This window comes from Nonomuraea sp. NPDC050404 (assembly GCF_040655495.1).
Taxonomy (GTDB): Bacteria; Actinomycetota; Actinomycetes; order Streptosporangiales; family Streptosporangiaceae; genus Nonomuraea.
Genome location: NZ_JBFAKB010000021.1, coordinates 141,277 through 159,909 on the forward strand (window position 1 = coordinate 141,277; position 18,633 = coordinate 159,909).

The following is an 18,633-nucleotide window of genomic DNA, read 5'->3' on the forward strand; positions in this document are numbered from 1 at the left end:
CCGGAGGCCTGTCGTCATCCGTGATGAGAGAGGTTACCGTTTCGTAACCCCAGGTCAAGCACGTCCCAAGGTGAGACCATGCTTCCCTCGGGATGGAAACCGCAGGTCAGCGATGCTGCCAGAAATGTCCAAGGCTAGGTGGTTTAACACAAAAAGATCTACCTTTGGGGTAGGTCTCAGTACCCTGCGCCGGTCAGCAGGCCCCCATCGACCGTGAACTCGCTGCCCGTGCAGTAACTGGCCCGGTCGGAGGCCAGGAAGGCGACCACGTGCGAGACCTCCACGGGCTTGGCGAAGCGCTTGATGACCATGGACTTCACGAAGGCGTCCGGGTCCACCTCGTTCATCAGCTCCGGATTCAGGGCCATCGAGGTGTTGATCGCCCCGGGATGCACCGAGTTCACCCGGATCTTGAACCTGGCCAGCTCCCGCGCCGCCGACTTCGTGATGCCGCGCACCCCGAACTTCGAGGCCGAGTACGCCGACAGCCCCTCGGCGCCGATGTAGCCCTCGATCGAGGAGATGTTCACGACCGACCCGCGCCCGGCCGCCTTCATCGGCTCGATGACCGACTTGATCCCCAGCCAGGTGCCCTTGAGGTTCACCCCGATCACCCGGTCGAAGTCCTCCGGCGACATGTCGGCCACGCGCCCGAACGTCAGGATCCCGGCGTTGTTGACCAGCACGTCGAGCCTGCCGTACACCTCACCGGCCGTCGTCACCGCCCGCTCCCACTCCTGCGGGCTGGTCACGTCGTGCCGCACGAACGTGGCCCCCGTCTCCTCCGCCAGCGCCTTGCCCTCCTCCTCCAGCACGTCGCCGAACACCACCTGGGCCCCCTCCTGGAGGAACAGCCGCACATGCGCCTCCCCCATGCCCCGCGCCCCGCCGGTGATCAGCGCGACCTTGCCGTCAAGCAGCCCCATGCCGTCCTCCTGCCGCGACGGCCACGGCGGCCGCCTCCATGGAGCGGTAGACGGGGATGCCCGCCTCCGCCGCGATCCGACCGACCTCGTCCACGACGCCCTCGGGCGCGCACTCGCCGTTCCTGGTGACCAGGGTGATCCTGACGCCGGGCCGCGCCTCCTGGGCTCCGACCAGCGCCCTGGCGTAGGCGTACAGGGGCTCGGCGGCGCTCGCGTAGGTGAAGAAGGCCGGCACGTTCACGTGCGCCACGACATCGCGGTACGGCCCGGCCAGCGCGTCGATCACCTCGGGCACCAGCGCGGCCCGGCCCAGCGGTCCCACGGGCACTTCGAGCGGGTTGCCCGTCGCCACCACCCCGAGGTCACGCAGCGCGGCCAGGCGTTCGTCCGGCAGCGGATCGAGTCGTACCCCCGCCCGGTCGAACACGTCGGCGGCCAGCACGCTCGCGCCCCCGCTCGGCCCCGCCACCAGCACCCCGTCCCCGGAGGTGGTGCGCGCGCCGTGCGCCTGGAAGTACGCCAGCACCCCGATCAGATCGTCCTGCGAGGACACCAGCGCCGCCCCCGTCTGCCCGGCCACCGCCTCCCAGACCCGCCGGTCGCTCACCAGGCCGCCCGTGTGGGAGGCCGCCGCCCGCTGACCCTGTCCGGTGCGCCCGCCGACCAGCAGCACCACGGGCAGATCCGCGTCCCGCAGCGCCGTGTAGAGCTCGCGCCCGTCGCGCGGGTCCTCCAGGTACAGCCCGACGGCCCGCGTCTCGGCGTCGCGGGCGAGCCAGCGCAGCAGCTCGGCCGGGGTGACGTCGGCCGCGTTCCCGACGGTGACGACCCGGCTGAACGCCAGCCCCCGCCGCTCCCCGACCTTGATCACCTCACCGGCCAGGCCGCCGCTCTGCGAGATCAGCGCGACCGTACCCGCCGGGCCCATCCCGCCGCCGACGAACGTCTGACCTCCCCTGGGGCAGTACACGCCCATGCAGTTGGGCCCGAGCAGCCGCGTGCCCGACTCCCGCGCCGCCGCGAGCAGCTCCTCCTCCAGCTCGGGACGCCCCAGCTCGCCGAAGCCGCCGCTCATCACCTGCGTGAACGGCACCCCGCGCGCCTGCCGCACCACCTCGGCGCAGCGCTCGGCCGGCACGGCCACCAGCGCGTAGTCCACCTCCGCCTGCGCGAGCGAGGGCACGGCGGGAACCCCGGCCACCTCCGCCGCCGTCGGGTGCACGGCCACCAGCGGGACGCCCGTGTCGCGGTAGAAGCCGAGGAACATGTTGCCGAAGTTCGGCCGGGACGTGGACGCGCCGACGACGGCCACGGCCCTGGGCTCGAAGAGCGGCAGGAAGTCCGCCGGGCGAGAGGCGGTGGCGGGCGGTGCGTGGCCGCCTGCCGGGCGGGAAGCGGCGGGCGGGTGCGATGCTTGGGCCGGCACAAGGCGGGCATCGACCGCGATCACTCCGGAAGGGCTCGCGATCACCGGGTTCAGCTCGAACTCGCCCAGCTCCAGCCGCTCCCAGAGCCCACCGGCCCCGCCGACCGCCATCAGCAGCTTGACCACCGCGTCCACGTCCACCGCCGGGCCGCCGCGCCAGCCGTCCAGCAGCGCCGCCCCGCGCAGACCGGCCAGCATGCGCCGCGCGTCCAACTCCGAGATCGGACAGAGCCGCAGCGCCGTGTCCCGCAGCGCCTCCGCGAACACCCCGCCCAGCCCGGCGAGCAGCACCGGCCCGAACGCCGGTTCCCGCACCAGCCCGACGATCAGCTCGACCCCCGGCCCGGCCTGCTCCTCGACCAGGAACCCCGCCGGATCCAGCCGCGCCCGCATCTCGGCCGCCGCCGGCCGCAACTCCTCATGCGTCAGCCCGAGCACCACGGCCCCGGCCTCGGACTTGTGCGTCAGCCCCGGCCCGAACGCCTTCAGCACGAGCGGCCCGGCCAGGCCCCGAGCCGCCCCGAAGTCGTCCGCGCGCACCACGACGCCGTCTCCGCCCACCACGAAGCCGTCCCCGCGCGCCCCGGAGCGCATCACGAAGCCGTCCCCGTGTATCCCGGAGCCGTCCCCGAGCACCACCACGCCGCGCGGGACCGGCACTCCGGCCTCCCTGAGCAGTGCCTTCACCTCGTGCTCGTAGACGCTCACCAGTGCAGCTCGCGGATCTTCCCGCGCAGCAGCTTGCCCGGCCCGCCCGAGGCGTCCTGCGAGTGCGGCAGCTCCTCGGCCACCACGATGTCGTCGGGCCGCTGGTGCGCGGGCAGCAGGTCGGCCAGCGCCAGGGCCAGCTTGGAGGCGTCCAGCGAGTGCCCGGCCCTGGGCACCACGGCCAGCAGTACCCGCTGCTCGGAGGCCCCTTCCGGCACCCCCACCGCGCCCGCCTCCGCCACCCCGTCGAGCGACGAGGCCGCCTCCTCGATCACGGCCGGCTGGGTCCACACCCCGCCCTTGAGTATCGAGTCCTCCCTGCGGCCGAGCACCCGCAGCACGCCGTCGGCGGAGAGCGTGCCGAGGTCGCCGCCCACATACCAGTCGCCGCGCAGCACCTCCGCAGTCCTGTCCGGCAGCCCGTCGTACCCGGCCATCCGGTGCGGCCCGGCCAGGTTGATCTCGCCGACCTCGTCGATGACCGCGTCCCCCTGCGGGCCGGTGATCCGCACCGCGTTCCCCGTACGGGCCCGTCCCGAGGAGCCCAGCGGGATGGAGCCGTCGTCCACCCGCCCCATGCACGTGTACGGCGCCTCGGTCTGCCCGTAGTAGGAGTACACGCCCGCCCCCGGCAGCCTGGCCTTGATCCGGTCGAGCATGGTCGCGGTCAGCGGCTCCCCGCCCAGCATGATCACCTGGATCGACGACAGGTCCACGTCCTCGTGCGCGGGCGAGGCCAGCAGCGCCGAGTAGAACGAGGGGATCTGCGACACGTGCGTGACCCGCTCGCGCGGCACCACGCGCAGGAAGTTCGCCGGCCCCCAGTCCTGCTCCAGCACCAGCCGCATCCCCGCGTACAGCGCGGGCCCCGCGATGGCCGGGAAGCCGATGCCCCAGATGATCGCGCCCGTGCCGAACACCGAGTCGGGCCCGCGCGGCACGTCCAGCCAGATCTGCGCGGTGGCCAGCGAGGAGGCGTGCGTGTGCAGCACGGCCTTGGGCAGCCCGGTCGTGCCCGAGGTGAAGTAGAGCGCCAGCGGATCGTCGTGGTGCCCGCCGAGCGGCGGCTCCTCGTCCGAGGCCGCCTCCAGGTCACGTACGTGGATCCACGCCGTCACCTGCGGCAGCGACGGCCTGATCTGCTGCACCACCGCCTCCACGGTCGCGTCGTAGACGAACGCCGTGCACCGGGCCGCCGCCACCACCTCGCGCAGCGTCTCCACCGGCCAGTACGGGTTCAGCGCCGCCGTGACGGCCCCGATCTTGGCCTGCGCCAGGTAGACCTCGGCCACCCGCAACGTCTCGTTGAGCAGCGCCGCCACCCGCCTGCCCGGCGTGATCCCGGCTTCGAGCAGGGCGTTGGCGCGGCGGTTGACGTTCCTGTTGAGCTGGTCGTAGGTGAAGCTCTGCCCGCCGCAGTAGGTCAGCGCCACCCGGTCGGGCGTGCGCAGCGCGGCGGCGGTCAGGACCGCGTGACCGTAGTTGCCGTACGGTGATCGTGCCATGGGGGTGCCTCCACGGAGGGTCAGAGGGGCGAATAGAGCACGAAGACGTTTCCTGAGGGATCACGCAGCACGGCCCGCGTCTCGTGCGGCCCCGCCTCCGGCGCCCGCACCACCTCGGCGCCGCGCGCCGCCATCTCCGCCACGGCCCGGCCCACGTCCGCCACCTTGTACGACGGCGCGGCCGACTCGGTGACGTGCTCCGCCGGCCCCGCCAGCGCCACGGTCATCCCGCCCGCGTCTAGTGCGGCGAACCGGTCGCCGTCGCGGAACTTGACCGGCAGCCCATAGAAGGCGATCGCCTCGTCCAGGTCGGCGACGGGGATCAGGACGTTGCCGAGCTTCACGCGGGCCTCCAGTGGGGCAGGTCGTCGAGGAACGTCACGCGTACGGGCAGGCCGATGCGCACCTGCTCCGGCGGGCACCCCACCACGTGCCCGAAGGCCCGCACCCCCTCCGGCAGGTCCACCCAGGCCATCACGTACGGCTCGCGGCCGGTGTAGCCGGGGGCGAACGAGCGGTGCGCGACCGTGTAGGTGTGCACGACGCCCTCGCCGGAGACCGGGTCGAACACCAGTTGGCCGCCGCCGCACCAGGGGCAGGCGGACTCGGGCAGGTGGATGCGGCGGTCGCAGGCCGTACAGCGCTGGATGAGGAGTTCGCCGCGCGCGCAGGCGGCCCAGTAGGGGGAGGTGTCACCGCTCATCGATTGCCAAGCTAGCGCACGCTTGGTTGCCCGACAAGGCCCGGTCAGCGCACCTGGCTCTCGGACGCGACCGGCTCCGAGACCGACGGCGTGGGAGTGATCGTGGGGACCGGCGTCGGCGTCGGCATTGGTGTCGGCGTGGCGGGGGTGGGGCAGGCGGGGCCGTTCACCGCCACCTCGCTCACCTGCGGGCCGTTCAGCGCGGCCGGCTCGGTCATGACCAGCATGCCGACGTGCCTGCGCGCGCCGCACGCCACCCGGCCGGGGGAGTGCGTGACGCCGAGGGTGTAGGAGGTCCGTCCGCGCAGGGTGCGGCTCTCCCGGCGGACCGTGCCGGCCGCCCCGCCGTCGTCGTCGCGCCGGGTGTAGGCGATCCGCAGCCGTACGGCCGCCGTGCCGTCCACGGAGACCGCGATCGAGCCGGCCGTGCCGTTCCAGCGCAGGATGGTGGCGGTCAGCACGGTGGGGACCGGCATCCGGCCGCCGCCGCCCTGGCGGGTGGTGGCGGGCGGCGGGGGCGGGGGAGTGGTGGCGCGCGGGGCGGGCGTTCTGGAGGGCGTGGGTGTGCTCTCGGGGGGTTCGACGGTGGGGGCGGGCTGGATCTGGGCCTGGGGTGGTGGCATGAGGATCGTGCCGGTCCCCGACGGGAGGCCGCCGCCCGACAACATGATGGCGACCAGCGCCGCCACCACGGCCGCGCCCGCGACCCAGAACTGGGCCGGCAGCCGCACCAGCCGCCCGCGCAGACCGGTCGCGGCCTGGGCTGACAGCCGCCCGCGCAGGCCGGTCGCTCCCTGGGCTGACAGCCGCCCGCGCAGGCCGGACCCGACCGGGGCGCCGCCGTCGTTTCCGGCCAGCGGGAAGCGCAGGGCGAGTAGCGTGGCCAGCTCCGCCAGGTGGCGCCGCCCGCGCTTCTCCCAGTCCTGGCCGTAGCCGGCCACCGCGTCCTGCTCCAGCTCCACCCCGAACCGCTCGGCCGAGCCGTACCTGGCCGCCGGATCCTTGGCCAGCCCCTGCCGCAGCAGGTCGCGCAGCGTGTCGGGCGCCTGCTCCAGCGGCACCGGCTCCACCAGGTGCTTGTCGCGCAGCGCGGGCACGTCCTGCTCGCCGCCCTCCGTGTACGCCCGGTAAGGCGGCCGCCCCCTGACCGACTCGAACAACACGCACGCAGCCGCGTACACGTCGGCCGCAGGACCCGCCGTGCCTTGCGTCCACAACTCGGGCGACATGTACGCGGGACTGCCCGCCGGCACGCCCGGCTCCTCGGCGTGCACCACGACGCCGAAGTCACCCAGCTTGCCGGTCCCGTCGGCCTGGACCAGGATGTTGCCCGGCTGGACGTCGCGGTGCGGCACGCCCTTCCCGTGGGCGGCGGCCAGGGCAAGCAGCGTGCTCTTGAGCACCGCCAGTGCCGCCTCGGGGCTGAGCCCGCCGTGCTCGGCCAGCAGCGTGCGCAGCGGCACGCCGTCCACCAGCTCCATGACCACGGCCGCCCGGTCGGCGGTCTCGACGTACTCGTGCAGGCGCACCACGTTCGGGTCGTCGAGCTCGACCAGGCGGGGGGCGTCCGCGCGGAAGCGGTCCATGAACTCGGCGTCCCTGCGCAGGGTGGCGTTGAGGTACTTGATGGCCACGTACGCGCCGGTGGATTCGTAGGTCGCCAGGAACACGCGGCCGGTGCGGCCCGCGCCGAGCTGGCGTGCGTCATGGTAACCAGGGACGTCACGGTGACCAGAGACCAAGTCCAACCCCCGTCCGGGTGGTCGTTCTCAGATTTGAAGGTCTCATTTGGGGTCCGGGTTGTCACGCGGCGCGGGTGTTATGCTGCCTGCCAAGCAAGCGCTTGTGGAGGTTGCCGGTGGAGCGCGTGGCGGTGCTGGTCATGGAGATGCAGCGGGGCGTCGTCGGCGATTTGACGAAATTTCCGGATCTGGTGGAGGCGTGCGACCGCCACGACGTGATCGCCAACGCCGGGCGGGTGCTGGGCGCGGCCAGGCGGGCCGGGCATCCCGTGATCCACTGCACCGCCGCCTTCCGGCCCGACCGGGCCGGCTCCCACACGGACAACTGCCCGTTCATCGTCTCCCTGCTCAAGGACCCCGGCCACATGCTGGAGGGCACGGCCGCCACCGAGGTCCTGCCGGAACTGCGCGCGGACGGCGACCTGGAGAGCCGCCGTCACCACGGGTTCTCCCCGTTCACCGGCACCTCGCTCGACATGACGCTGCGCTCGCTGGGCGTCCCGGCCGTGGTCGCGCTCGGCGTGTCGCTCAACCTGGGCATCCCCGGGCTTGCCTTGGAGGCGGTCAACCTGGGCTACCGGGTGACGGTGGTCACGGACGCGGTGGCGGGCATCCCCGAGGACTACGCGCGGGCCGTACTGAAGCACACGATCAGCCTGCTGGCCACCCGCTCCACAACCACCGACCTGGTCGAGGCGTGGAAATGACGAGCACACGCCGGGATGTGCGGGCCGGGATACGCCGGGGCGTTGGCGTGGACGTGCGGGCCGGGATGCGTCGGGGCGGGCGCGTGGGGGCGTGGACATGATGGACGGGACGCGTCTGGACGGGCGTGTGGCCGTGGTCACCGGTGCGGCCGGTGCGATCGGGGCGGCCATCGCGCGGGACCTGACCGCGCTCGGCGGCCGGGTGGTGATCGCCGACGTGGACCTGGCAGGGGCCCGCGAGGTGGCGGGCGGGCTGCCCGGCGCGCGGGCGATGCCCCTGGACCTGGCCTCACCGGCGTCGGTCGAGGAGTTCGCGAACGCGGTGGAGCGAGCCGACATCCTGGTGCACAACGCCGGGGTGGCGGTCGTGGAGCCGTTCGTCGAGGGCGACCCGGCGGGCTGGGACCTCATGTGGCGGGTCAACCTGCGCGGGCCCATGCTGCTCACCAAGCTGCTGCTGCCGGGCATGATGGAGCGCGCCTGGGGACGGCTGGTGTTCGTCTCCTCTGACGGGGCCAGGGCGGGGTCGGGCGGCGAGGGGGCCTACGCGGCGACCAAGGCGGGGCTGTTCGGCCTGGCCAAGACGCTGGCGCGGGAGGCCGCCCGCGCGCACGTCACCTCCAACGTGGTCTGCCCCGGACCCGTCGACACTCCCATGCTGCACCGGGTGGCCGACGCGGAGCCGGGGCTGGTCGACAAGATCGTGCGGGGCATCCCGCTGCGCCGCCTCGGCACACCCGCCGACGTGGCCGGGCTGGTGGCCTACCTGTGTACGGAGCGCGCCGCGTACATCACCGGGCAGACCCTGTCCGTGAGCGGCGGCGTGACCATGCACTGATGCGCTCACAAGGAGTCGTAGACCGCCTGGACCAGGCGCAGCCCGCGCAGGTTGCCGGTGATCGCGTTGGCCATCTTGTTCATCACGTACCCGACGGCCAGGCCGCGCCCGGGGTCGCCCATGCCGATCGAGCCGCCCATGCCCGAGTGGCCGAACGCGGTGCGCGAGGGCATCAGGAACATCAGCGACGGCAACATGAAGCCGAGCCCGAACGAGGTGTCCAGGTACAGGACCCGGTCGGGGCCCTCCACGCGGGGCCGCAGGGCCTCGGTGAGCGTCTCGGGGCGCACCAGGTCGCCGCCGACCAGCGCACGGTAGAACCCGGCCAGCCCTCTGGCGGTGGTGACCACGCCAGCAGCCGGCCATCCGGCCCGCAGGATCACCGGGTTGTTCGCGCCGCCCTTGACCAGGTTCATGGCGGGATTGCCGAGCGCCTGGTTCATCAGGCTCTCCGGGTCGAGCGCCGCCCTGGTCATCTCGGCCACGAGGTCCTGTGGCCGCCCCTTCTCGGCCTCGGTGACCGGGGGGATCTGGCCGGGCCTGGGGCGTTCGGCCGCCTTGAGCCGCGCCGTACGGGCGATCACGTCGTCCGGCGCGCCCACCCACATCTCCAGCTCCAGCGGCCCCGCGAGCTCGGCCGCCACCAGTTCGCCCACCGGCTTGCCCGTCACCCGCCTGATCACCTCGCCCACCAGGAAGCCGTACGACAGCGCGTGGTAGCCGTGCGCGCTCCCCGGCTCCCACAGGGGGCTCTGGCCGGCCAGCCGCGCCGCGATCGCCTGATGGTCCTCGAACTCCTCCACCGGCACCGGCTCCTCCACCACCGGCAGCCCCGCCTGGTGGCTGAGCAGGTGCTCGACGGTGGTCGCCGCCTTGCCGCGCGCCGCGAACTCGGGCCACAGGTCCGCGACCGGCGCGCGCACGTCCACCAGCCCGCGCTCCACGAGTTGCAGGAGCACGGCGGCGGTGATCGCCTTGGTGCAGGAGTAGGCGAAGGCGGGCGTCTCGCGTTCCCACCGCCGGCCGGTGTGCCGGTCGGCGATCCCGTCCCACAGGTCCACGACCAGCTCGCCGTCCAGGTAGACGGCGAAGGCCGCGCCGAGTTCCTCGCCGTCAGCGAAATGACGATCGAACACCTCGCGTACGCGGGAGAACCGAGGATGGCAGTGCATCAGACCTCCGCAGCGAAAGGAAGCGCTTACTTGGCTACCGAGCCTAACAACTGGGGACGATTCGGCCCAGACGATCAGCGGGGCACCCTCAACCTGCTCACCCCCGCCGTGGTCCTCGACGCCCTGCGCAGCGCCACCACCGGCCAGGTGCTCAGCCTGGCCATGCCGATCAGGGGCGCCACCTCCTCGCCCGCCCCCGGCACGGTCCCGCACCTGCCGGGCCGTCCGCTGCCGCAACACTTCATGTCCGTGGACGGCGGCGACTACGCGGCGGGCGCCCGGCCGATCGGCCAGGGGTTACGGGTGGCCGACGACGCCCTGGTCGTCACCTGCCACGGGACGACCACCCACATGGACGCGTTATGCCACATGTGGTCGGGCGACGAGCTGTACAACGGCCATCCGGCCGCCCGGGTCCGCTCCTACGGGGCCACGCGGTGCGGGATCGAGCACGTGGGCGGGGTGGTGGCGCGGGGGGTGCTGTTCGACGTGCCCGGGCTGCTCGGTCTTGACCACCTGCCCGCCGGTTACCGGGTGCCGGCGGGGGTGCTGGCGGAGATCGCCGAGCCGCGTGCCGGGGACGTGGCGGTTGTCCGTACCGGGTGGCCGGTGGTCTGGGAGCGTTCGCGGGAGGAGTACTGGTCGGGTCAGCCCGGACTGTCGGCGGAGGCGGGGCGGTGGCTGGCGGCGCACGACGTGGCGGCGGTGGCCTGCGACAACGCCGCCGTGGGCGGGCTCAACGCGCGCGGTCTGGCCGACGAACCCCTGGCGGACGACCTGCATCTGCTGTTGCTGCACCGGCACGGCATCCATCTCGTCGAGATGTTGTGGCTGGAGGAGCTGGCGGCGGCGGGCCGTACGGAGTTCGTGTTCGTGGCGGCGCCGCTGCGGATCGAGGGAGGTACCGGGAGCCCGCTCAGCCCGTTGGCGATTCTGTGACGTTCGCGCATTTTTCCTGGCTTGTTTGGATATATCTGGATCGGCCGTTAACCCATGGCTTCGAGGATCACACCAGGTCAGCCCCCCGCTAGGAGCCCCATGCGCCGTCTCGCCCTGATCGCCGCGACCCTCGTGACCGCACTCACGGCTGTGCCAGCCGCTGTGCCCGCCGCCGCGGCGACCCGTGGACCCGTACGGATCAACCAGGTCCAGACGATGGCCACGCACAACAGCTACCACCGCGAGCTGACCGACGCCGAGAAGGACGTGCAGCGGAAGACCGACGCGAACTGGTGGAACCTGCAGTACTCCTACCCGGCGCTGCCCAGCCAGTTCTCCGCCCAGCGGGTGCGCGGCATCGAGCTGGACGTCTTCCCTGACCCGGAGGGCGGCCTGTACACCGGCCCGCTGGTCCGCCGAGAGGCCGGGCTCCCCGCGCTGAACGATCCGGCGCTGAGCAAGCCCGGCTTCAAGGTGCTGCACTGGGCCGACCACGACTACGGCACCAACTGCTCGGCCCTGGTCACCTGCCTGCGCCAGGTCAAGGAGTGGTCCGACGCGAACCCGGGGCACGTGCCGCTGACCGTGCTGACCGAGCTCAAGAGCACCGACCCGGCCAAGGAGGCGCTGGGCGGCGCCAAGAGCCCGGCCTGGGACACCAAGCTCATGGACGCGCTGGACGCGGAGATCCGCTCCGTCTTCGGGGACGACCGGCTCATCACGCCGGACGACGTACGCAGGCGGGGGCTCACCCTTGAGCAGTCCGTGCTCAGGCACGGCTGGCCCGAGCTGTCCCGCTCGCGGGGCAAGGTGATGTTCTTCATGGACAACCAGGCCCCCGAACTGCAGCAGCCGTACCTGGCGGGCCGGCCCAGCCTGGAAGGGCGGGTGTTGTTCACCAACTCCCGTCCCGGCAGGGCCGACGCCGCCTTCGTCGGCTGGAACGAGCCCGCGGGCGAGAACACGGCGCAGATCAGGGACATGGTGCGGCGCGGATATTACGTGCGCACCCGGTCCGACGTGCCGTTCACCGAGGCGCGGTCGGGGGACACCGGGCGGCTGCGGGCGGCGCTGGAGAGCGGCGCGCAGATGATCAGCACCGACTTCCCGGTGGTGGGGCTGTCGGCGCGGCACGGCAGCGACTACACGGCCGAGCTGCCCGGCGGCGTCGTCGTGAGGTGCAATCCGGTGAACGCGCAGTCAGGGTGCCGCGACCAGGCTCTGGAGCGCCTGCGTTAGTCCCAGGTGACGGGGAGGCGGTCGACTCCGTACACGGCGGCGTCCTGCCTGAGTGAGATCTCGGTGCCGGGGACGGCCAGCCGCAGGCCGGGGAAGCGTTCGAACAGCGCGCGGTAGCCGATGCGCAGCTCGATCCTGGCCAGTTGCTGCCCCAGGCACTGGTGCACGCCATGGCCGAACGCCAGATGCCTGCGGGCCTCAGGGCGGTCCGGGCGCAGCGCCTGCGGGTCGTCGAACACGGCCGGGTCGCGGTTGATCATCGGCAGGGACAGCGCGACGGTCTCGCCCTTGCCGACCAGCGTGCCCGCGACCTCGACGTCCTCCAGCGCGGCCCTGGAGGGCGCGCCGATGTGCACGATCGACAGATAACGCAGCAGTTCCTCGTCCAGCTCCTCCCGGTAGGTGAGCCCGGCTTCGAGCAGCGCGAACGTACCGAGCGACAACATGTTCGCGGTGGTCTCGTGGCCCGCGACAAGCAGGATCATCGCGGCGTTGACCAACTCCTCGTCGGTGAGCTCGCCGACCAGGCCGCTGATCAGGTCGTCGCCCGGTTCGGCCCGCTTGCGCCGTACCAGCTCGCCCAGGAAGACGGCCAGGTCGGCGGTCGCCCTGGCCACGTCGCCCTCCGCCGCGACGATCTGCAGGCTGCGTTCCTGGAAGAAGCCGTGGTCCTCGTACGGCACGCCGAGCAGCTCGCAGATGACCATCGACGGGATCGGCAGCGCGTAGGCGCTCACGAGGTCGGCGGGCGGTCCCGCGGCGGCCATGGCGTCGAGGTGGTCGGCGGCGATGCGTTCGATGCGCGGCTCCAGCATCCGCATCCTGCGCATCGTGAACTGGCCCATGAGCAGGCGGCGGTAGCGCGTGTGCTCGGGCGGGTCGGTGGCGGCGAAGAATCCTGGCGGTGCGGGCCGTCCTGTCTCGCCGGGCGTGGTGAACCGCACGGCGGCGTGCTTGAGCTCCCGCCGGGCGCTGAATCTGGGATCGGCCAGCACAGTCCTGGCAGCCTCGATCGTGGTGGCCAGCCAGCCCTGATGGCCGTCCGGGAAGTGCAGCCTGCTCATCGGCGGCAGGCCGCGCAGGCCGGCGGGCGGGTCAAAGGGGCAACGGGGGTCACGCTCCATGGGAAGTCGCATAATTGTGAGAGTAGACTCCCAAATGAAAGTTGTATAGCGAAAGCTGGTGAGCTCTTGCGATTGCACGTCGCCCGCCGGACCCCGAGAATGCGGTGACATGAGTGACCGACCCGGCCTGCGCGAGCGGAAGAAGGCCAAGACGCGGGCGTTGATCCAGAAGGTGGCGCTGCGGCTGTTCCTTGAGCAGGGCTACGCGGCCACGACCGTCGAGCAGATCGCGGAGGTGGCCGAGGTGGCGCCCAGCACCGTCTTCCGCTACTTCGCCACCAAAGAGGATCTGGTGCTGGTCGACCAGTTCCCACCCTTCGTGGAGGCGCTGGATTCCGTGCCGCCCGAGGTCGGGCCCGTACGGGCCGTGCGGATGGCCATGCGGGCCATGATCGAGACGCAGACGCCGGAGGAGCGTGCCGACAGCGTGGAGCGGGAGGTGCTCATGCTGACGGCGCCCGAGTTGTGGGCGGCGAGCGTCGAGAACGTCACCGGTGTGGCCCGGACGCTTCAGGAGCGGCTGGCGGCGCGGGAGGGGCGCGGGGCGGACGATGCGGAGATCCGCAACATCACGGGGGCGATCTTGGGGGTGATGGTCGCGGTCTGGTTCGAGTGGGTGAAGGACCGGGAGATGGACGCGCCCGCCCGGCTCGACGAGGCCCTCGCGCATCTGGAGGCGGGGCTGCCACTGACGAGATCATGAGCCTTTCGCCGCCAGTGATCCTGGGCCGGGCAGAGGTCGCCTTCGCGCTTTCGCGGGCGGAGGCCGCCTTGGTTTTCGAGGGCAGAGGCTGCCTCGGCCGCAGGCTCTTCAGGCGTCACCGGGGTAGTTGCCGCCGCCGTGGGTCTCGTCCAGGGCGTCGTAGTCCGGGGTGAAGCCGCGTTTGGGGATCGTGTCCACGAACGCGATGTGCCTCGGTTTCTTGTACGACGCCAGCAGCGTTCTGACATGCTCGACCAGGTCGTCCCGGGTGGCCTCGGAGCCGGGCTTGAGTGCCACGACGGCCTTGACCGCCTGGTGCCATTCGGGGTCCGGGACGCCGATGACGGCGGCGTCGGCCACGGCGGGGTGGGACTTGAGCGCGCGTTCCACCTCGGCCGGGTAGATGTTCTCGTTGCCGGATTTGATCATGCGAAGCCGGGGGCCGATGAAGGTGATGGTGCCGTCGGGTTCGCGGCGGCCGAGGTCGCCGGTGTGGTGCCAGCCGTACCTCGACTTTTCGGCATTTAAGTCGGGCCGGGCGAAATATCCGGAAAAGAGGGTCTTGCCCCGGGCGCAGATCTCCCCGACCTCGCCCACCGGCACCTCGGCGCCGTCCGGGGCCAGGATCCGTACCTGCACCAGCGGCGAAGGCCGCCCCGCGAACCCCGCCCCACCCTCGGCCAGCCCCAGGAACGTCAGCATGCCGCCGACCTCGGTCTGCCCGTAGCCACCCATCTTGGACCGGCACCATGGCGAGTCGTCCACAGTGATCATGTCGTCCCATTCGGCGGAGTGGGCGACGAACCGCAACGACGACAGGTCGTACTTGCCGCCCGCGTTCGCCGCCGCCACCGCGTCGATCATCGGCCCGTACAGGAACGCCTGCGTCACCCGCTCGGCGTCCACCAGCCGGCACACCTCCTCGGCGTCGAAGGCCGGGGTGAACACGTTCGTGCCGCCGATCTGCAGCGTGGCCAGGCAGAACATCATGGTTCCGACGTGGAAGAGCGGGCCGTTGTTGAGGAAGGTGAAACCGGGCTCCATCTGGCGTACCACCAGGAGGGACGTGGCGTGCGCGACGAGCGCGGCACTGCTGAGCAGCGCGGCGCGAGGACGCCCGTCGAAGGCGGCGGTGTACAGCGCCAGGACCGGCTCGGCATCGGACACCTGCCCGAACTCCCGCACGCCGGCACCGGCGACCAGCCGCTCATACTCCTCACCCGCCCGCACCCAGGTTGAGGCGTCACCCGCTCGCACCCCCGCCGCCCCGTCACCCGCTCGCTCTCGCCCCGAGGAGCCCACGGTCGAGGAGGCGCTGGCCGAGGAGGTGCCGGCCGAGGAGCGCAGGGCGGCGGTGGTGGCTTCGGATGGCTCCCAGAAGACGGCCGCCGGAGTCAGATCACCGATCACGAAGCGCAACTCGTCCTCGGACTGCCGCCAGTTGGCCGGGCAGAAGACGGCGCCCAGCCGCGAACACGCCAGCAGCAACTCCAGCACCGCGTGCGCGTTCTGCCCCAGCCAGAGCACCCGGTCACCGCCGCTCACCCCCAGCCCGTCCAGCGCCGCCGCCAGCCGGGACACCCGTTCGTCCAGCTCGCGGTAGGTGAGCCGCACCTCACCGTCCACCACCGCCGTGACGAGAGGACGGCTGCGGGCGTGGTCGGCGAGCACGTCCGACAGGGACAGGCTGTGGATCATCTTCAGCCTCCAAAGGCCGGCATGACTTCGGTCGCGAAGAAGCGCATGACCCGCTTCATGTCCTCCAGCGGCATCGGCCGGGTGCTGCCGAAGTCGCACAGGAGGTTGCTGAACCCGGCGTCCCTGAGCAGCGAGATCTGCTCGATCACCCGCGCCGGGTCCCCGATCACCTCCAGTTGCTCCCACCGGAAGTCGGCGGAGACGGCGCCGCCCTTGAGGTAACGGTCCTGGTAGTACTCGAACCCCTCCGCGGCCCGGCCGGTCTTGGGGTCGATGGGGGCGCTGCGCTCGTTGAAGATGCGCGAGCGGTCGAACGACGCCTCGAACCTCGCCTGGTCGTCGCGGGCCCGTTCGAGGGTGGGGGCGACGTACACGCTGCGCGCCACCACCAGCTCCGCCCCCGGCGGCTGCCCGGCCTGCGCGGCCGTCTCCCGCCAGGTCTCGGCCGCCTTGACGACCTTGCGGAACGGTGCCGCCGGGTCGGCCAGGATGGGCAGGCCGCGCTCGGCGTACATGGTGACGGTCTCCGGTGACACGGCCGCGACGTGCAGCGGCGGATGAGGACTCTGCAGCGGCCTGGGCACGAGCGAGACCTCGGCCCCGGTCTTGTAGAACTTCCCCTCGTGCTGGTACGCCTCCTGCGTCCAGAGCCCGACGATCACCTCCAGCGCCTCGTTGAACCGATCCCGCGCCTCCGCCAGATCGATCCCGAACCCCTCGAACTCAAAACTCTGATACCCCCGCCCGATCCCCAGCTCCAGCCGCCCCCCGGACAACACGTCCACCTGAGCGGCCTCCTCGGCGACGTGAATGGGATTGTGCAGCGGCAACACGACGATCCCGGTCCCGAGCCGGATACGCGAGGTACGGGCGGCGAGGTGAGCGAGCATGGTGAACAGATTGGGCACCACCCCGTAGTCCCGAAAATGGTGCTCAGCCAGCCGCACCCCGTCGAACCCCAGCTCCTCGGCCAGCTCGACGAGCTCCAGGTGGTAGTCGTAGACGTCCTTGAAGCTCTGGCCGTCGAACCGGTGAAAGAGATGAAAGGTCGAGAACTTCATACGGCACCCTTCAACAGGTAAACCAAGCGCTCGCTTGGGAGCGTACCCCTAAAGCATGGGCCTCCGCAAAGGCGCGCTACGCGCGACGCGGCCACGGACCGTGTCGCCCAGGGGCTCCCGCCCCCTTCGACCCCCAAAACCTGCCTGAGCACCGGCAGCCGTAGACCGACAGCACCTCGACGGCGCGGAAGCGGATGAGCAGGCGCATCAGGGTGGCGCTGAGCGCGTCCTGCTCGGCGGCGGGCAGGCGGGTCCAGGCCGGCGCGGCCGAGGCGGCGGAGGCGCCCGCGAACGATCCGGCGATCCGTATCGCCTACTCGATGGCCGGCAGGGTCTCGGGGTCGATGTCGCGCAGGTAGTCGGCGACGGGGGTCAGGGCGGGCAGCAGGGGGCCGCCGGCCGCCGGGATGTCGATCCCCGCGAACCGGACCGGCGTCTCGGCGCTCTTTTCGCCGGGATGGGCCCGGCTGCGTAAGCTCCGCCCCTTGTCGAGCCACCGGGTTGGTTGACGCAGCCCGTTTCATGGGATCGTCGCGTCCGCGTGACCCCGGAGGGCTGAGGTCAGGGCGTCGAGGGCGGCCGGGTAGGTGCGTTCGGACGGTGCCGCGAAGCAGCCCCGCGGGGACGCCGTGCACGGTGAAACGGGGGATCGTGGCGACCCGATCCAGCAGGAGGGCGCGGCGGCGGGCGTAGCGCAGGCGGGCGGCGCGGATGTGCCGGTCGAAGGCGTAGGCGGCGATCGGGTCGGCCAGGACAAACTGGTTGAGGCTCTCGGTGTACTGCTTGGCCCGGCACCACCTCCTGGCCGCTGACCTCGGGCTAAGAAACGATCTGTGTAGATATCTTTCATTGACGTGTGCGAGTTGGTTGAATACTTTCGCCTGCGCTTCCCCTCAACCCCCCGAAGGGAACAGCTCGTGAAAACCATCACTCGTTTATCGGCCGTGGTCGTGGCAGCCTCCCTGGTCCTGCTCGGTCCCGCCAACCCCGCGGCGGCCGCGACCGTCACGGTCGACAACGCCACCGCCGGACAGTTCACCGCCGGCCCCGACTGGGGCACCTCGGCCTGGTCCGCGCAGCGGTACGGCGCGGACTACCGGTTCGCGACCCCGAACACCACCATGAGCGACGCCGCCTGGTTCAAGGCGCCCATCGCCGCCGCCGGGCCCCACCTGGTCGAGGTCTGGTACCCGGCGGACGCCGGCTACAACAGCGCCACCCCGTTTATCGTGGCGACCACCGACGGCACCCGCACCGTGACCCTCGACCAGCGCGCCAACGGTGGCCGCTGGGTCAGTCTCGGCACGTACAACCTGGCCGCCGGCGACTACAACGTGGTCGGCGTCAGCCGCTGGACCAGCCAGCCCGGCTACGTCGTCGCCGACGCCGTCCGCATCACCACCTCGACCGGCGGGGCCGCGTTCTCACTGCCCCTCCCGCGGACCGCGCTGCCACGCAGCGAGTACGACGACCCGCACCACGACTACCCCGCGATCGACCTCCCCGTCGGCACCGGCACTCCGGCGTACGCGGTGCGCCCGGGCACGGTGACGGTCATCAACGACAGCCTGTGCGGACGCGGCATCAACCTGACAGGCAACGACGGAGCCATCTACACCTACTGCCACTTCTCGTCGTGGTCGGTCTCCAACGGCGCGTCGGTCGGCACCGGGCAGCAGATCGGCCTGACCGGCAACACCGGCAACTCGACCGGCCCCCACCTGCACTTCGGCATCCGCACCGGCAGCACCCGCCGCTGCCCGCAGAACTTCCTGCTGGCCGTGTACGACGGCGCCACACCACCGGCGGCGACCAGCCTGCCCACCACGGGCTGCTCCTACGCCACCCGCTCGACGGAGCGGGTCATACCACTCGGCTGACACCCCAACGGCTAGTTCCAAGGGACAAGCCGATCAACTGCTCAACCGCGAAAATATGGCGAGGGTGTTCCAGGACCCGTTTCTGGACCACAGACCTGAACACCCTCGCCACGGCATCCAGCGCAGACCCTGTGAGCAGGGTTGAGAATGCGGCTCAGATCCTGTCCGCGGTTCCTGACAACACACCTGCAACAAGACCGTCCTGCGCGATCAGGGGTGCATGGGTCACACTGGAGGCATGGATGCGAGAGGATACGGAGCG

17 protein-coding genes are annotated in these 18,633 nt (G+C 71.6%); 7 read left to right on the top strand and 10 right to left on the bottom strand.

Features of this window, described 5'->3' with window-relative positions; all coding sequences use genetic code 11:
* Nucleotides 1–176: 176 nt before the first annotated feature.
* Genes AB0I81_RS43885 through AB0I81_RS43910 form a run of 6 tightly spaced genes read right to left on the bottom strand, consistent with a single transcriptional unit; the run spans nucleotide 177 to nucleotide 7,010 of the window.
* The gene (locus tag AB0I81_RS43885; protein ID WP_360670638.1) at nucleotides 177–926 is read right to left on the bottom strand and encodes a glucose 1-dehydrogenase; all 750 of its coding nucleotides are present in this window, start codon (nucleotides 924–926) and stop codon (nucleotides 177–179) included.
* Nucleotides 913–3,060, bottom strand: a complete 2,148-nt coding sequence (locus tag AB0I81_RS43890; RefSeq protein WP_360670641.1) for an acetate--CoA ligase family protein — start codon at nucleotides 3,058–3,060, stop codon at nucleotides 913–915. Before AB0I81_RS43890 ends, AB0I81_RS43885 begins: the two co-directional genes overlap by 14 nt.
* A complete protein-coding gene (locus AB0I81_RS43895; RefSeq protein ID WP_360670644.1) occupies nucleotides 3,057–4,565 on the bottom strand; it encodes a class I adenylate-forming enzyme family protein in 1,509 nt (502 codons plus the stop codon). Before AB0I81_RS43895 ends, AB0I81_RS43890 begins: the two co-directional genes overlap by 4 nt.
* A 20-nt stretch (nucleotides 4,566–4,585) precedes the next feature.
* Nucleotides 4,586–4,909, bottom strand: a complete 324-nt coding sequence (locus tag AB0I81_RS43900; protein WP_360670647.1) for a VOC family protein — start codon at nucleotides 4,907–4,909, stop codon at nucleotides 4,586–4,588.
* Nucleotides 4,906–5,268, bottom strand: a complete 363-nt coding sequence (locus AB0I81_RS43905; protein WP_360670650.1) for an OB-fold domain-containing protein — start codon at nucleotides 5,266–5,268, stop codon at nucleotides 4,906–4,908. Before AB0I81_RS43905 ends, AB0I81_RS43900 begins: the two co-directional genes overlap by 4 nt.
* 44 nt (nucleotides 5,269–5,312) lie before the next feature.
* Complete coding sequence (locus AB0I81_RS43910; protein WP_360670653.1) at nucleotides 5,313–7,010, bottom strand: serine/threonine-protein kinase; 1,698 nt, start codon at nucleotides 7,008–7,010, stop codon at nucleotides 5,313–5,315.
* A 116-nt stretch (nucleotides 7,011–7,126) separates the two neighbouring features.
* On the opposite strand from AB0I81_RS43910, the gene AB0I81_RS43915 reads away from it, so the two are divergent.
* Nucleotides 7,127–7,717 carry an isochorismatase family cysteine hydrolase gene (locus AB0I81_RS43915; protein ID WP_360670656.1) on the top strand — a complete coding sequence of 197 codons (591 nt, stop codon included), beginning with the start codon at nucleotides 7,127–7,129 and terminating at the stop codon, nucleotides 7,715–7,717.
* Between the two features lie 100 nt (nucleotides 7,718–7,817).
* Complete coding sequence (locus AB0I81_RS43920) at nucleotides 7,818–8,555, top strand: SDR family NAD(P)-dependent oxidoreductase (RefSeq protein ID WP_360670889.1); 738 nt, start codon at nucleotides 7,818–7,820, stop codon at nucleotides 8,553–8,555.
* Nucleotides 8,556–8,560: 5 nt separating this feature from the next.
* Here AB0I81_RS43920 and AB0I81_RS43925 read toward each other — a convergent pair whose 3' ends face one another.
* Nucleotides 8,561–9,727, bottom strand: a complete 1,167-nt coding sequence (locus AB0I81_RS43925) for a serine hydrolase domain-containing protein (RefSeq protein WP_360670659.1) — start codon at nucleotides 9,725–9,727, stop codon at nucleotides 8,561–8,563.
* A 30-nt stretch (nucleotides 9,728–9,757) separates the two neighbouring features.
* On the opposite strand from AB0I81_RS43925, the gene AB0I81_RS43930 reads away from it, so the two are divergent.
* Together AB0I81_RS43930 and AB0I81_RS43935 are read left to right on the top strand one after the other, a co-directional pair.
* The gene (locus tag AB0I81_RS43930; RefSeq protein ID WP_360670662.1) at nucleotides 9,758–10,666 is read left to right on the top strand and encodes a cyclase family protein; all 909 of its coding nucleotides are present in this window, start codon (nucleotides 9,758–9,760) and stop codon (nucleotides 10,664–10,666) included.
* 99 nt (nucleotides 10,667–10,765) lie between these two features.
* The gene (locus tag AB0I81_RS43935) at nucleotides 10,766–11,905 is read left to right on the top strand and encodes a phosphatidylinositol-specific phospholipase C1-like protein (protein ID WP_360670664.1); all 1,140 of its coding nucleotides are present in this window, start codon (nucleotides 10,766–10,768) and stop codon (nucleotides 11,903–11,905) included.
* Here AB0I81_RS43935 and AB0I81_RS43940 read toward each other — a convergent pair.
* Nucleotides 11,902–13,041, bottom strand: a complete 1,140-nt coding sequence (locus tag AB0I81_RS43940) for a cytochrome P450 (RefSeq protein WP_360670667.1) — start codon at nucleotides 13,039–13,041, stop codon at nucleotides 11,902–11,904. The genes AB0I81_RS43935 and AB0I81_RS43940 overlap by 4 nt on opposite strands.
* Nucleotides 13,042–13,138: 97 nt before the next feature.
* Here AB0I81_RS43940 and AB0I81_RS43945 point away from each other — a divergent pair, with 97 nt between their 5' ends.
* Entirely contained in the window at nucleotides 13,139–13,732 is a 594-nt protein-coding gene (locus AB0I81_RS43945) for a TetR family transcriptional regulator (RefSeq protein ID WP_360670670.1), read from the top strand.
* 108 nt (nucleotides 13,733–13,840) lie between these two features.
* On the opposite strand, the gene AB0I81_RS43950 is transcribed toward AB0I81_RS43945, so the two are convergent.
* A complete protein-coding gene (locus tag AB0I81_RS43950) occupies nucleotides 13,841–15,430 on the bottom strand; it encodes an AMP-binding protein (RefSeq protein WP_360670673.1) in 1,590 nt (529 codons plus the stop codon).
* Nucleotides 15,431–15,432: 2 nt separating this feature from the next.
* Nucleotides 15,433–16,491: an LLM class flavin-dependent oxidoreductase gene (locus AB0I81_RS43955; protein ID WP_360670676.1), complete on the bottom strand. Its 1,059-nt coding sequence runs from the start codon at nucleotides 16,489–16,491 to the stop codon at nucleotides 15,433–15,435.
* A 194-nt stretch (nucleotides 16,492–16,685) separates the two neighbouring features.
* On the opposite strand from AB0I81_RS43955, the gene AB0I81_RS43960 reads away from it, so the two are divergent.
* Nucleotides 16,686–16,850, top strand: coding sequence for a hypothetical protein (locus tag AB0I81_RS43960; protein ID WP_360670679.1), 165 nt, complete (start codon nucleotides 16,686–16,688; stop codon nucleotides 16,848–16,850).
* Between the two features lie 591 nt (nucleotides 16,851–17,441).
* Nucleotides 17,442–18,371 (top strand): peptidoglycan DD-metalloendopeptidase family protein, encoded by a 930-nt coding sequence (locus AB0I81_RS43965; protein WP_360670681.1) that lies wholly within the window; start codon nucleotides 17,442–17,444, stop codon nucleotides 18,369–18,371.
* Nucleotides 18,372–18,633: the final 262 nt, after the last annotated feature.